Source organism: Faecalibacillus sp. MSK20_93 (genome assembly GCF_020589945.1).
Lineage (GTDB): Bacteria > Bacillota_I > Bacilli_A > Erysipelotrichales > Coprobacillaceae > Faecalibacillus > Faecalibacillus intestinalis.
Window position 1 is genome coordinate 1 of the sequence record NZ_JAJDKA010000069.1, and the last position, 12,436, is coordinate 12,436.

General features: G+C 29.0%; 18 protein-coding genes. 6 read left to right on the top strand and 12 right to left on the bottom strand.

Features of this window, described 5'->3' with window-relative positions; genetic code table 11:
• Positions 1 to 74: 74 nt before the first annotated feature.
• The 6 genes from LJD34_RS14175 to LJD34_RS14200 form a co-directional block, all read right to left on the bottom strand.
• Positions 75 to 263 carry a PspC domain-containing protein gene (locus LJD34_RS14175; RefSeq protein WP_022002677.1) on the bottom strand — a complete coding sequence of 63 codons (189 nt, stop codon included), beginning with the start codon at positions 261 to 263 and terminating at the stop codon, positions 75 to 77.
• A gap of 2 nt (positions 264 to 265) precedes the next feature.
• Positions 266 to 1,024: a DUF4097 family beta strand repeat-containing protein gene (locus LJD34_RS14180; RefSeq protein WP_175301505.1), complete on the bottom strand. Its 759-nt coding sequence runs from the start codon at positions 1,022 to 1,024 to the stop codon at positions 266 to 268.
• 1 nt (position 1,025) lies between these two features.
• Positions 1,026 to 1,625: a DUF1700 domain-containing protein gene (locus LJD34_RS14185; protein WP_227360210.1), complete on the bottom strand. Its 600-nt coding sequence runs from the start codon at positions 1,623 to 1,625 to the stop codon at positions 1,026 to 1,028.
• Complete coding sequence (locus LJD34_RS14190; RefSeq protein WP_022002680.1) at positions 1,618 to 1,944, bottom strand: PadR family transcriptional regulator; 327 nt, start codon at positions 1,942 to 1,944, stop codon at positions 1,618 to 1,620. Before LJD34_RS14190 ends, LJD34_RS14185 begins: the two co-directional genes overlap by 8 nt.
• Positions 1,945 to 2,038: 94 nt before the next feature.
• On the bottom strand, positions 2,039 to 2,770 hold the full coding sequence (locus LJD34_RS14195) for an alpha/beta hydrolase family protein (protein WP_175301504.1): 732 nt from the start codon (positions 2,768 to 2,770) through the stop codon (positions 2,039 to 2,041).
• 1 nt (position 2,771) lies between these two features.
• Complete coding sequence (locus tag LJD34_RS14200) at positions 2,772 to 3,011, bottom strand: hypothetical protein (RefSeq protein WP_032090821.1); 240 nt, start codon at positions 3,009 to 3,011, stop codon at positions 2,772 to 2,774.
• Positions 3,012 to 3,201: 190 nt separating this feature from the next.
• On the opposite strand from LJD34_RS14200, the gene LJD34_RS14205 reads away from it, so the two are divergent.
• On the top strand, positions 3,202 to 3,435 hold the full coding sequence (locus tag LJD34_RS14205; protein ID WP_022002683.1) for a helix-turn-helix domain-containing protein: 234 nt from the start codon (positions 3,202 to 3,204) through the stop codon (positions 3,433 to 3,435).
• A gap of 14 nt (positions 3,436 to 3,449) precedes the next feature.
• On the opposite strand, the gene thrB is transcribed toward LJD34_RS14205, so the two are convergent.
• Both thrB and thrC read right to left on the bottom strand, forming a co-directional pair.
• On the bottom strand, positions 3,450 to 4,343 hold the full coding sequence (gene thrB / locus LJD34_RS14210; RefSeq protein ID WP_147580897.1) for a homoserine kinase: 894 nt from the start codon (positions 4,341 to 4,343) through the stop codon (positions 3,450 to 3,452).
• A gap of 3 nt (positions 4,344 to 4,346) precedes the next feature.
• Complete coding sequence (gene thrC / locus LJD34_RS14215; protein ID WP_227360211.1) at positions 4,347 to 5,831, bottom strand: threonine synthase; 1,485 nt, start codon at positions 5,829 to 5,831, stop codon at positions 4,347 to 4,349.
• 289 nt (positions 5,832 to 6,120) lie between these two features.
• On the opposite strand from thrC, the gene LJD34_RS14220 reads away from it, so the two are divergent.
• Together LJD34_RS14220 and LJD34_RS14225 are read left to right on the top strand one after the other, a co-directional pair.
• Positions 6,121 to 7,275 carry a homoserine dehydrogenase gene (locus LJD34_RS14220; RefSeq protein ID WP_032090824.1) on the top strand — a complete coding sequence of 385 codons (1,155 nt, stop codon included), beginning with the start codon at positions 6,121 to 6,123 and terminating at the stop codon, positions 7,273 to 7,275.
• Positions 7,276 to 7,288: 13 nt separating this feature from the next.
• Complete coding sequence (locus LJD34_RS14225; protein WP_032090825.1) at positions 7,289 to 8,326, top strand: aspartate-semialdehyde dehydrogenase; 1,038 nt, start codon at positions 7,289 to 7,291, stop codon at positions 8,324 to 8,326.
• Positions 8,327 to 8,355: 29 nt separating this feature from the next.
• Here the strand turns inward: LJD34_RS14225 and LJD34_RS14230 are convergent, their stop codons facing one another.
• The 4 genes from LJD34_RS14230 to LJD34_RS14245 form a co-directional block, all read right to left on the bottom strand.
• Positions 8,356 to 8,913 carry a sugar O-acetyltransferase gene (locus LJD34_RS14230; protein WP_227360212.1) on the bottom strand — a complete coding sequence of 186 codons (558 nt, stop codon included), beginning with the start codon at positions 8,911 to 8,913 and terminating at the stop codon, positions 8,356 to 8,358.
• Positions 8,906 to 9,370, bottom strand: coding sequence for an RbsD/FucU domain-containing protein (locus tag LJD34_RS14235; RefSeq protein ID WP_227360213.1), 465 nt, complete (start codon positions 9,368 to 9,370; stop codon positions 8,906 to 8,908). The genes LJD34_RS14230 and LJD34_RS14235 overlap by 8 nt, the downstream gene beginning before the upstream one ends.
• Before the next feature lie 73 nt (positions 9,371 to 9,443).
• Positions 9,444 to 9,875, bottom strand: a complete 432-nt coding sequence (locus tag LJD34_RS14240) for a hypothetical protein (protein WP_227360214.1) — start codon at positions 9,873 to 9,875, stop codon at positions 9,444 to 9,446.
• Entirely contained in the window at positions 9,875 to 10,369 is a 495-nt protein-coding gene (locus LJD34_RS14245; protein ID WP_032090828.1) for a hypothetical protein, read from the bottom strand. Before LJD34_RS14245 ends, LJD34_RS14240 begins: the two co-directional genes overlap by 1 nt.
• Before the next feature lie 100 nt (positions 10,370 to 10,469).
• Here LJD34_RS14245 and LJD34_RS14250 point away from each other — a divergent pair, with 100 nt between their 5' ends.
• Genes LJD34_RS14250 through LJD34_RS14260 form a run of 3 tightly spaced genes read left to right on the top strand, consistent with a single transcriptional unit; the run spans position 10,470 to position 12,343 of the window.
• The gene (locus tag LJD34_RS14250; RefSeq protein ID WP_032090829.1) at positions 10,470 to 10,841 is read left to right on the top strand and encodes a GntR family transcriptional regulator; all 372 of its coding nucleotides are present in this window, start codon (positions 10,470 to 10,472) and stop codon (positions 10,839 to 10,841) included.
• Position 10,842: 1 nt separating this feature from the next.
• The gene (locus tag LJD34_RS14255) at positions 10,843 to 11,679 is read left to right on the top strand and encodes an ABC transporter ATP-binding protein (RefSeq protein WP_032090830.1); all 837 of its coding nucleotides are present in this window, start codon (positions 10,843 to 10,845) and stop codon (positions 11,677 to 11,679) included.
• Position 11,680: 1 nt separating this feature from the next.
• The gene (locus tag LJD34_RS14260; protein ID WP_227360215.1) at positions 11,681 to 12,343 is read left to right on the top strand and encodes an ABC-2 transporter permease; all 663 of its coding nucleotides are present in this window, start codon (positions 11,681 to 11,683) and stop codon (positions 12,341 to 12,343) included.
• The last annotated feature ends 93 nt before the right edge of the window (positions 12,344 to 12,436 follow it).

Consider the following 12,436-nt stretch of genomic DNA (forward strand, 5'->3'; position numbering starts at 1 on the left):
TCTATAAAAATTAGTTCCTATTTTCTCTTATTTCCAGTTTCTGCTTGCAATTCGGGATATTTTTTATTCTAAAACTATCTTGGATCTACAGGTATAATACACGCTGCAACAACATAGGCAAGAAGTCCTGTTCCTGCATATAAACAAAGCAAACCACAAGCAAGTCTTACAAGTGTTGGATCTACATCAAAATATTCTCCAAGTCCTCCGCATACCCCTGCTAATACCTTATCTTTAGTTGAACGATATAACTTTTTATTCATTATTATTCCCCCTTAAAATGAATTGTTACATTTCCCATATCTGTATCGATATCAATATTTTTATTTCCTATAACTTGACTTGCATCACTTACATGAACAGAACTCATACTACCATCTTTTGTCACTTTATATTGATCTCTTGTATCTGCCATCACTAAAGATACATTTCCCATATCATTTTCTAAATCTAAGTTATACGTATCTAAATTAGAAATTTCTAAATCACCCATATCATTAGAAATATCCGCATTTTCTTTAACAAGTAAATGTTTGATTGTTACTTTACTTGTATCACTTTCCATTTCTAATTGATTGCATTGTAAATCTTCAATTGTAACCTTTGAGGCATCAATATCTAAATCAATGTGATTAAATTGAATATTTCTTGGAATATATAAAGTAAGTTTGCTTGTTTCTTTTTTATGAGTTACACCCGTAAAAGAAATATCTGCAACTTGTCCATTATATTTAAAATCATAATCTTTATTAACATGACTTCCTTCTACTTTAATTGTATTTCCATCATAATAAACGATTTTACCATTTAATGCTGATAATTCTAAATCAAGGTTACAATGAGCATCAACACCTAATTCCAAATTAACATCTTTTGCTTTACCAAAAGATTTAAATTTAACATAATTCGTTACTTTTTGTGCTTCATCAGGTAATTGATCTAAGCCATTCATCAAAACACCACCAACGCATAAAGCAAGACCAAGAATTAATGTTACAAGTGCAATACATTTATAAATTTTCATATTAACCCACCACCTTATTATAAATATCTTTACCTAAATCAATGAGTGCTCTAAATGCTTGTGGTAAATATTTAAAAATACTGACTGTCATTAAAGAAGTTAAATAACTTAAAGAAAATAATAATAAACCAACACCTAAACAAACAAGACCACCAGCAATTAAACAATCCATAAACATTTTAATAGCAACAACAACTAAAGCAACTAAAGCACATAACAATCCAAATGTACCAAATATACCGATACATACAATTGAAAGAAATAAACCAAACGCTGCTACTACTAAACCACCAACACCACCAATTGTTGGTAAAATAAGTAAAACTAATAAAACAACAATGATTCCTCTTAATATACGTGTATTTCTTTCATTATAATGATGAATTACTTCTTCATTTTCTTGCTCATTTATATCAAGTCCCTCTTTAATTGTTTGTGCAACTTTTTCAGGTGTTCCTAATTCATCTATAACTTCTTGTTCATGTTCACTTCCTGCATCTTCAAAGTAATCACGATAATAATTAAGTGCTTCATCTCTTTCTATTGAATCTATATCTTGTAATAATTTTTCCAATTCATCTAAAAATTGTTCCTTATTCATTATTATCCCCTCCTTTTAATAATGAATTAATTTTTTCTGTATAACTTATCCATTCATTTCTATACATCTCTAATTTATTCTTTCCATTATCTGTAATTCTATAATATCTTCGATTTCTACCATCAATTTGTTTATCATATGTCTCTAAACAATCATCTTTTTGTAATCTTCTAAGGACAGGATAGAGTGTCGATTCTGAAACATCGATTCCTTTTCTCACATCTTGGGTAATTTTATAACCATACGTTCCCTCTTCTTTTTTAGCGACAACACTTAAAACAATGGCGTCTAACAAAGCAGCCCCTGTATTAAATATCATATTTGCCCTCCTATTCTTTTTACAACAATATTATATGACATATAGTATTATATTGCAACGAATTTGTTGATAAAAAAATAATGTGCTAAACACATTATTCAAAAAAATCTAAAGTTAATTTTAAAACCTGTTTAATATCTGAAAGTTTATCAAAGTTATGATTTCCATCTTCTATAGATATAAATTTTGTTCCCTTATGAAATAATTTCATGTATTTGTTACTGATTTCATAAGGAACTGTTGTATCTTTTGTTCCATGAATCACAAGTAAATCATTTTGATAAGTATCTAATTCTTGATAAAAATCTCTTTTTAAAATATCTTCTACAAAATCATCTGATATTTCATACCCACCATGATCATAAGTTTTCGCTCTTTCAACTTGTCCTGTTAAATAATGAAGCGCATCTGGTAAATTAAAAGCTGGCGCCCATAAAACCATTTTTTTAATTACATCTGGATAAAGCTTAGCAAGTTCACTAGCAATAGCTCCTCCCATCGAATGTCCTAAAACATAGATTTCTGTACAATTTTCCATTTTTAAACATTCTTCTAAAATAACTCTGGCACAAGAAAGTTCATCTTGAAAAGTCATATCCACAAAATTCCCATCACTTTCTCCACTTCCTAAAAAATCAAAGCGAAAAGAAGCAATTCCTTTAGCTTCTAACATACGTGATAATTGTACATAAGAAAACTTTGTTCCCGTTTTTTGTCCTGTAAAACCATGGAAAATCAAACAAACAGGATGTTTGTCTTGATTAGGTTTATGAAAAAATCCTCTAAGTGTTCCTTTAGGTGTAGGAATTTCACAATAATGTTGCATTTTAAATACCCTCATGTGCTTTCTTGATTCTTCGAATACCACCCATTGTGACATATTGTTTTGTAATATCTATAATATTTTCTTTTTTAAAATCTCCACCTATAAAAAGACACGTATCCATAATTTCATTTGTTACAATTGTAAGCATTTCATCAGATAATTCCTCTGGTATTTCATTTCTTACAATTTCTTTACACTCATCTATATATTTAGTTTTATCAATTTCTGTAATACCTTCCATATTAATACCTCCATGTATTTTTCATTATAACAAATAATATGTCTAAATGATGAATTTATCAAAAAAAGACCAATTTGTTCCATTACAACAATTCTAATTAATCTTTCCATATAATGAAAATAAGAACATTCCATACTCTATTGATACTATGATTATAGCGTGTTAGTAGAGAAATAAAGAAAGGTAAAAAATGACTAAAAAGAAGAAATATATTTATATTAATTTAAAAAATACCAGGGAGGATAAAGATTTAAAACAAAAAGACATAGCCAAATTGATCCATGTATCTCCGCGTACATACTCTCACTATGAGAATAACGAAAGAGAAATGTCCCTCGATACTTGGAAATTACTTTCTAAACTTTTAGAAAAAAGTATTGATTATCTAAGCATTATTGAAGAAAAAAAGAAAGATAAGGAGTAAAATCTCCTTATCCCTTATTCATAATCACAAGTATAACCTTTATGATCTAATTCTAATTTAATAACTTCCCAATCATTTAATAATGATCCAAGTTCTTCTTTTAAACGAACAACACCCATTTTATCTTCTTCACGAATAACTGCCATTAAAGTAGGTCCTGCCCCTGATAAATAACATCCTAAAACATTTTCATCATTTTCTAAAACATTCATAATTTCATCATAATTATGAATCAACTTACCACGATAAGGTTGATGTAAACGATCTTTAAATCCTAATTTTAAACCATCATCATAACCATTAATCAAAGAAGCAACGACGAGAGCTAAATGGGAAACATTTTTGATGGCATCTTGACGACCTAATGTTTGTGGTAACACTTTACGTGATTCTTCAGTAGATAAAGTAAATGGTGGAATTAAAGCTACAAAACGATATTCATGTTTTACAGGAATATTTAATGTAAGCACTTGTTCTTCTTCCATGACTGAAACTGTTAAACCACCAAAAATAGCTGGTGCAACGTTGTCTGGATGTCCTTCAATCTTTGTCGCAAGTTCAAGAATTTCTTGACGATCATCTGTTTTGTCTTTAAAAGCAAAAGCTCCAACGATTCCTGCCACAATACATGTTGAACTACTTCCAAGACCTCTTGTATAAGGAACTTGACTTTCACAATGAATATTGACACCTTTAAAATCTAAACCACAGCTTTGAGCTGCTTGGCTAAAAGCTTGATATGTTAAGTTTTCTTCATTACAAAATTGTGTTGGACAACCTGTAATATTTAATCCACCTTCATTTAATTCAAAAGTAAAGGTATTATATAAAGTTAACGCTAATCCAGCAACGTCAAATCCTGGTCCTAAATTGGCACTTGTTGCTGGTACTTTGACTTTGACTTTCATTCTTTAAAGTCCTTCCATTTCTGATTTAATAAAATTAATAATTTCTGTTTTATCAATATGTGTTTTATGTAGCACTTCTCTATCCTTAATTCCAACTAATGGTTTAGGTACTGCTACACCTGTTTTTTCATTTAATTTTTCAATTGCATCATAAACATCTAATTCTTCATTGAATAATGCTTTATAAACAGATTCAGGGAATTTATATGGTGAAGCTGTTGAAAGTAAGATTGTTTTAGTTTGATCTCCAGTTTCCTTTTGATATTGTTTTAATACACCATAACCACATGCTGTATGTGTATCTAAAACATAACCATTATCTTCATAACAATCTTTAATTGTTTTTAAAACTTCTTCTTCATTTAAATATCCTGCTTTAAATTGATCTTGAATACGTGCAAATGTTTCATCATCAACTTCATAAATACCATCTGCTTTTAATTTTTCCATGTATTCTTTAACCTTATCACCATCTTTTCCAGACATATACCATACAAGTCTTTCTAAGTTACTTGATACTAAAATATCCATTGCTGGTGCATTTGTTTTAAAGAATTCCCTATTAGCATCATATTTACCTGTTGTAAAGAAATCAGTTAAAATATTATTCTTATTAGATGCGGCAATAAATTTATTAACAGGAAGACCCATATTTTTTGCAAACCATCCTGCTAAACAGTTTCCAAAGTTTCCACTAGGTACACAGAAGTTTACTTGATCTCCCATTTCAATTTCTTTATTTCTTACAAGTTCAAAATAACTATGGAAATAATAAACGATTTGTGGAATCAAACGTCCTACATTAATTGAGTTAGCTGAAGATAAGAAAACATGATGTTGATCACTTACTTCTTTTAACATTTTATCTCCAAACGCTACTTTTACAGCACTTTGAGCATCATCAAAGTTACCATGAATTCCAACTACTTTAACATTTTTTCCTTCTTGAGAAACCATTTGTTGTTGTTGAATCGCACTTACTCCATCTAATGGATAAAATACTTTAATACATGTTCCTTCAACATCTTTAAATCCTTCTAAAGCAGCTTTACCAGTATCACCACTTGTTGCTGCTAAAATCATGACTTCACGATCTTCTTTTAATTGTTTTAAAGATAAAGTCATTAAATGTGGTAATAAAGATAATGCCATATCTTTAAAAGCAGCGGTTTGTCCATGGAATAATTCAGCTACATAAACATCTCCTGCTTTTTTTACAGGAACAACAATTTCTGGAAATAAACCTTTTCCATATGCATTTAAACATGCTTGATGGATAAGTTCTTTACCATCTTCAGGAACAAAAGTTGAAATCACCTCTGTTGCTAAATCCACATAATTTAATTGAACTAATTTATTTAAATCTAATTTTTGAAAATCAAAATTAGGAACTAACAATCCCCCATCATCACCAATTCCTTGTACAATTGCTTGATAGAAATTGATTTGATCTTGATGATTACGCGTACTTACATATGTCTTATTCATCGCTATATCCTCCAATAATTGAATTTATTATATTGAATATTGTATACAAAGTCAACAATCCAAGATTTTATTATTAATATAATATAAGGAAAGAAACTATGAGAAAAAATTGACTACTGTATACAATCATGCTATTATATCAAAAAAGTAAAGAAAGTGAGGCTTAACTATGATAACCATTAAAACTATTATTGATGCATTTAAAAAATAAAGCTCAAGAATAATGGTTTGTTTATGTTAAGTTTTCAATAGACCATTTGGTCTATTTTTTATTATAAGGGGGACTATCATGAAAATAGGTGTTATTGGACTTGGTACTGTAGGATATGGGGTCATTGAAATTCTTACAAATGAAAAAACACGTTTAGAAAAAGAAATGAAACAAGAAATTGTTGTTAAATACGGGTGTGGTCTTGAAGAAGTAGACTTACCTAAGGGAATTATTTATACAAAAGATTATCATGATGTTATTAATGATGAGGAAATTGATGTCGTTGTTGAACTTATTGGGGGAACAACAATTGCGAAAAACATTATCTTAGAAGCATTAAATAACAAAAAACATGTAGTTACAGCTAATAAAGCTTTATTAGCTCATTATGGAAAAGAAATTTTCCAAACTGCTAAAGCAAATGATGTACATATTTTCTATGAAGCTTCTGTAGGAGGAGGTATTCCTGTTCTAGCAAGTCAAAAAGAAAGTTTGATTGCAAATAATACCAAAGAAATTGTTGGTATTTTAAATGGAACAACCAACTTTATTTTAACTTTAATGGAAAATGAAAATCTTGATTTTGATGAAGCATTATCAATTGCAGATGGTTTAGGATATGTTGAAGCTAATCCTGCTTTAGACTTAGATGGAATTGATGCTGCTCATAAAATTTGTATTTTAGCACAAAATGGTTATCAAAAATTTGTTGACTTTGATCAAATTCAAGCTAGTGGTATCCGTAATGTCTCTAAATTAGATATGGATTACGCTAAAAAATTAGGTTATCGTTTTAAAATGATTGCTCAAGCAAAACCTGTTAAAGATGGTTTAGGAATTGATGTTTCAGCAACACTTGTAAACCTAAATGAACTTGTAGCCAATGTTATGGATTCTTACAACGTTGTTGAAATCGATAACGATTATGTTAATAACATTATTTATTATGGTCGTGGTGCTGGACGTTATGTCACTGCTTCAGCTGTTGTCAGTGATATCATGAAAACACACCAAGTAGAAAGATGGTCACATGATTATGAAGATTGTAAACATGTTTACCCTATTTCTTCTTCACGCTATTATGTAAGAGCATCTAAACCTGTAGATATTCCTTATGAAACATACTATAGTGAAAAAGATGATCATATTTATATAACAGAAGAAATTGAATTAGCTGATTTAAAAAATAAATTAAATGATGAAAATGCTGTTATTTTCAAAGTAAGAGGATAAGGAGATTATAAAAATGAAAAAATTTAAAATTGCTATTGTTGGTGCTACTGGTGCCGTTGGTCGTGAAATGTTAAGATGTGTTTTCCAATTTAACTTTCCTTTTGAAAGTATTAAATTATTAGCTTCTGCAAGAAGTGCTGGAAAAGAAATCGAATTTGAAGGACATAAATTTGTTGTTGAAGAATTAACTGAAAATAGTTTTGAAGGTGTAGAAGTTGCTTTCTGGTCTGCTGGTGGAAGTATTTCAGAAAAATATATGAAATATGCTGTAGAAGCTGGATGTGTCAATATTGATAATACTTCACATTTTAGAATGGATCCTAATGTTCCTTTAGTTGTTCCTGAAGTAAATGGTGAAGCCTTAAAAGACCATCATGGAATTATTTCTTGTCCAAACTGTACAACAATTATGATGTGTAGTGCTCTTACAAGATTAAATGATGAATTTGATATTGAAAGAATCGTTGTTTCTACTTACCAAGCTGTATCTGGTGCTGGTGTTGCTGGTATGGAAGAACTTTATCGTCAAAGCCAAGAAGTTTTAGATGGTAAAGAACCTGTTGCTAAAACATTACCTTGTGCTGGTGATAAAAAACATTTTCCAATTGCTTTCAACTGTATTCCTCAAGTAGATAAATTTGATTTATCAAATGGATATAGTAAAGAAGAAATGAAAATGGTAAATGAAACTAAAAAAATCTTCAATAAAGATATTGAAGTCAATGCAACTTGTGTACGTGTTCCTGTTTTACGTGGACATAGTGAATCAATCTATATTGAAACTAAAAAACCAATCGATATGGATAAAGTTTTTGAATTATTAGGAAATAGTACTGGTATTGATTTATGCGATGATTTAGCTAATCAAGTTTATCCAATGCCAACAAGCTTTATCGGTGATGAATTAACTCACGTTGGACGTGTAAGAAAAGATTTATATAAAGATAATGCTTTAAGTTTATGGATTACAGGTGACCAATTAATGAAAGGTGCTGCTTATAACTCTGTAGACATCGGATTAAAAATGATTGAATTAGGTTTATTAAAATAAAAGGTAATGACCTCCATTGGAGGTCATTTTTATTGTTCAATTGTTTTGATGACTTTTGCTGGAACACCTGCAATTAAACTATTTGCTGGCATATCTTTGGTCACCACTGCTCCTGCTGCAATCACACATCCCGCACCAATTGTAACTCCTGGCATCACAGAAACATTAGCTCCAAACCAACAATTATCTCCTACTTTTATCGGTAAGGCTTTTTCTAATCCTTGATTTCTATTTGTATAATCTAAAGGATGATTTGCTGTATAAAAGCCACATGAAGGACCAATAAAAACATTGTCACCTATTTCAATAGTTGCTCCATCCATAAAATAGTTATTAATGTTCACAAAAACATTCTTTCCTAACTTAATATTTTTTCCATAATCCGCTGTAAAAGGACTTAATAAAACTAAATCATCTGGAAAATATCCCAAAATATTTTCAATTACTTCATTTCTTTTTTCATCACTTGGTTTCAGTTGATTTAATGCAAAACATAAATCTTGGCATATAAGTCTTTGATCTATGAGTTCTTGATCATTATTGGCATCATACCATAAACCAGCTTTCATCTTTTCTTTTTCAGTCATGTTTTAATCCTTCCTTTAACCATTCCATAGGAATATCATCACTTGGATATCCTGCAATTAAAATTGCTTGAGCATGTACACCATAATTTCCCGTTTGTACCACCGCTTTACAACGATCTCTCATTTGATAATATTCAGGAAGATAATGCATGACATGTATATTCTCTTTCCCAAATAATTTTTCAACGGTTTGATAATCCTTTTGATTTAATTCTAACATATCTTCTGTCACAATAGCACCTTCAAAATCACCACATTCTTTTAATGTTGTGAAAATATCATGGAAACTTGGTGATCCTGTTACTGCTTCTAAATCAATATATTGCACACTTGAACCTAGTGGATAGATTGCTTTAGGACTTGTACCACTTCCTGCATCTGCAATAAAAATCATTTCTCCATGTCTTATTTGTGCTACAAGTGCTGCAAGTTCATTATTGAGTATTCTTCTTTTCATGTTTTTCATCCCCTTCGCTTATATATTAAAAATCTTTTAATAAACAGTTGATATAAAAAAAGATTTTCATCTTCTATAATTGAATTCTTTGAATAATTTGACTTTCCAATCCTTGAAAATAATAATCTTCACAATTCTCTTGATATTTTAAAGAAGGCATAAAATGAATAGAAACATAATTTAAATCTCCTTTTTGAATAGCTTCTAAATCATCTTCTTTTATATTTTCTCCTGTAAGGATAAGTAAATGAGGATTATACATCACAATTGTGGTCGCAACAACTTGAATAATATTTTCAAGTGAATTATCAAATTCTCTTTTCTTTAAAAAATCAAATAAGGGTACATAAGCAACTTCTCCCGCAATTCCATTATTTCCATCAATTAATTGATTATCTAATATCATGCTACAACCAGGCCCTGAATCTTTTGAAAAAGTAAGAAAACAGACATTTTGATGATGCATTTGATTATATCCATAAGCAATACATTTAATATCATTCATTAAAAGAATTTTTTTAATGAATCAATATCCGATTCAATAACTTGATTATTGGAAATAATTGCTGGTAATCCTAAAGAAATATATTGAAGATATTTATCTTCTTCAATGATTTTATTTAAACAATTAACAATATCTTCTCCTACCAATTCCTTTTTCTTTATTTTTTTAGAATCAATTAATTCACCTAAAGCATTTTTTAAACAATAAATAATAGAACAACAATCATTTTTTTTGACATACATCATACACTCATGATAATAATCTGGATTTAATTTATATTGATGCGTAGGACGTCCTTTTTCAACATAAATAAGTTCATTTTCTACAATAATCCCTTTTGATAAAAAATCATTTAAGATGGTTCCTGTTGTCATAATAGAAACATTTGTTTTTTGTGCTATTTCCTTTTTAGTTCCTATTTCTTCATTTATAAAATAATCAAATACTTTTTGATCATTAATAACTCTTAATTTTCCTGTTCCTTTTCTTTCCATACACATCACCTTGTTTTAATCATATTAACATAAAAAAAGGGAGGTGTTGACAAACTGTTTTATACTGTTATATACTGTTTATAGATGAAGGAGGACTTGTATGCGCATAATTATTAATCACTCATCTATGATTCCAATTTATGAACAAATTGTCGATCAGATAAAGAAACAAATCAATAACCACACTTTAAAAGAAAATGATGCTTTACCTTCTGTAAGAAGTCTTGCTAAAGAATTACAAATCAGTGCTCTTACCGTAAAAAAAGCCTATGACTTTTTAGAAAACGAAGGTCTTACTAAAACGATTCATGGTAAAGGAACTTTTATTCTTGCTGTTAATGAAGAAACACTTCTAGAAGAAGCACGAAAAGAGATTGAAGTTCATTTAGAAAAAGCCATTCAAAAAGGAAAACAAGCTGGTGTGAGTTATGAAGAAATTAAAGAAATGCTAGAACTATTAATGGAGGAGTAATATGTTAAAAGTTAATCATGTTCAAAAAACTTATTCACATTTTCATTTAGATTGTTCATTAGAAATAAAACCCGGTTCCATTACTGGAATAATAGGAAAAAATGGTTCAGGAAAAACTACACTTTTTAAAGCCATTTTAAATCTCATTCATATCGATTCTGGTGATATTACACTTTTAGATAAAGATTATAAAGATGTTGATAAAAATAAAATTGGTTGTACACTAGCTAATATTTCTTTATGTGAATATCTTAAATTGAAAGATTTAATGAATCTTTTAAATAACACCTATAAAGATTTTGATTTAGATTACTTTCTACAAAAATGTAAACAATATCAATTTCCTTTAGATAAAAAAATCAATGAATTCTCTACCGGTATGAAAACAAAACTCAATGTTTTAATTGCCTTATCACATCATGCCTCATTTCTTATTCTCGACGAACCAACAAATGGTTTGGATGTTCTTGCTCGAGAAGAAATCATTGACTTAATTCGAGAATTTATGGAAGAAGATGAAAACCGTTCAGTTTTAATTAGTTCTCATATTTCTTCTGATTTAGAAGGTCTATGTGATGATATTTATATGATTGATGATGGCAAGTTTATATTCCATGAAACAACGGATTGTTTATTAGATCAATATGGTTTATTAAAATTAACAGAAGAACAATTTAATCAAGTAGATCATAATTACTTTATAAAGATGAGAAAAGAAAATTATGGTTATACTGCTTTAACGAATCAAAAACAATTCTATCAAGAAAACTATCCAGAAATTATTATTGAAAAGAATAATTTTGATACTTTATTTTCTATGATGTTAAGGGGTGAATAAGATGAAAGGACTATTTATTAAAGATTTTTCATATATCAAAGAAAGCAAATTACTCTTTCTCATTCTTGTTTTATTTGGTTTTGGCTCTTCTTATTTCTATAAGAAACCCACCTTTGTTTTAGGTTATTTCAGTGTATTTCCAGGTATCATTTTAATGAGTACAATTAGTTATGATAGTATCAATCATGGCTTTACATCTTTATTTACTTTGCCTATAAAAAAAGAAGATTATCTTAAACAAAAATATAGCTTAGGTATTTTATTAGGATTACTTTTTCTATTCTTTGCGATTTGTATTTCAAGTATAGGTTACTATCGTATTCAACAATCATTTCATTTTCTAAATAGTGATTTTCTACAAGGTTGCCTACTAACACTTATGTTTTCTTATTTTGTGATTGCGATCATAACTCCTGTAGGAGTCTACTTTGAAGCTCAAAGAAGTCAACTTGCAATGATCATTGTTTTTGGTGGTATCTTCTTATTTGTAGCTCTAATTTATTTTCTTACAAAATTCATTGGTTTTGATTTAGAAACAATTATTGATTCACTTATAGAAAATCATTTATTTATTACAACACTTGCAACTGTTATATTCACATTCATCTGTAATATAATTTCTTATCACATTAGTTTAAAACTTTTAAACAAAAAAGAATATTAAAAAATGCTCTGTTCAAATGAACATGAGCATTTCTTTTATTATAAATCACAAATACCTTTACCTTCTCCATAAACATCATACCAATCACTATTG

Excerpts from the sequence above, each read along its gene's own strand:
- LJD34_RS14175 (WP_022002677.1), bottom strand. The coding sequence starts at position 263 with ATGAATAAAAAGTTATATCGTTCAACTAAAGATAAGGTATTAGCAGGG.
- LJD34_RS14180 (WP_175301505.1), bottom strand. The coding sequence starts at position 1,024 with ATGAAAATTTATAAATGTATTGCACTTGTAACATTAATTCTTGGTCTT.
- LJD34_RS14185 (WP_227360210.1), bottom strand. The coding sequence starts at position 1,625 with ATGAATAAGGAACAATTTTTAGATGAATTGGAAAAATTATTACAAGAT.
- LJD34_RS14190 (WP_022002680.1), bottom strand. The coding sequence starts at position 1,944 with ATGATATTTAATACAGGGGCTGCTTTGTTAGACGCCATTGTTTTAAGT.
- LJD34_RS14195 (WP_175301504.1), bottom strand. The coding sequence starts at position 2,770 with ATGCAACATTATTGTGAAATTCCTACACCTAAAGGAACACTTAGAGGA.
- LJD34_RS14200 (WP_032090821.1), bottom strand. The coding sequence starts at position 3,011 with ATGGAAGGTATTACAGAAATTGATAAAACTAAATATATAGATGAGTGT.
- LJD34_RS14205 (WP_022002683.1), top strand. The coding sequence starts at position 3,202 with ATGACTAAAAAGAAGAAATATATTTATATTAATTTAAAAAATACCAGG.
- thrB (WP_147580897.1), bottom strand. The coding sequence starts at position 4,343 with ATGAAAGTCAAAGTCAAAGTACCAGCAACAAGTGCCAATTTAGGACCA.
- thrC (WP_227360211.1), bottom strand. The coding sequence starts at position 5,831 with ATGAATAAGACATATGTAAGTACGCGTAATCATCAAGATCAAATCAAT.
- LJD34_RS14220 (WP_032090824.1), top strand. The coding sequence starts at position 6,121 with ATGAAAATAGGTGTTATTGGACTTGGTACTGTAGGATATGGGGTCATT.
- LJD34_RS14225 (WP_032090825.1), top strand. The coding sequence starts at position 7,289 with ATGAAAAAATTTAAAATTGCTATTGTTGGTGCTACTGGTGCCGTTGGT.
- LJD34_RS14230 (WP_227360212.1), bottom strand. The coding sequence starts at position 8,913 with ATGACTGAAAAAGAAAAGATGAAAGCTGGTTTATGGTATGATGCCAAT.
- LJD34_RS14235 (WP_227360213.1), bottom strand. The coding sequence starts at position 9,370 with ATGAAAAGAAGAATACTCAATAATGAACTTGCAGCACTTGTAGCACAA.
- LJD34_RS14240 (WP_227360214.1), bottom strand. The coding sequence starts at position 9,875 with ATGAATGATATTAAATGTATTGCTTATGGATATAATCAAATGCATCAT.
- LJD34_RS14245 (WP_032090828.1), bottom strand. The coding sequence starts at position 10,369 with ATGGAAAGAAAAGGAACAGGAAAATTAAGAGTTATTAATGATCAAAAA.
- LJD34_RS14250 (WP_032090829.1), top strand. The coding sequence starts at position 10,470 with ATGCGCATAATTATTAATCACTCATCTATGATTCCAATTTATGAACAA.
- LJD34_RS14255 (WP_032090830.1), top strand. The coding sequence starts at position 10,843 with ATGTTAAAAGTTAATCATGTTCAAAAAACTTATTCACATTTTCATTTA.
- LJD34_RS14260 (WP_227360215.1), top strand. The coding sequence starts at position 11,681 with ATGAAAGGACTATTTATTAAAGATTTTTCATATATCAAAGAAAGCAAA.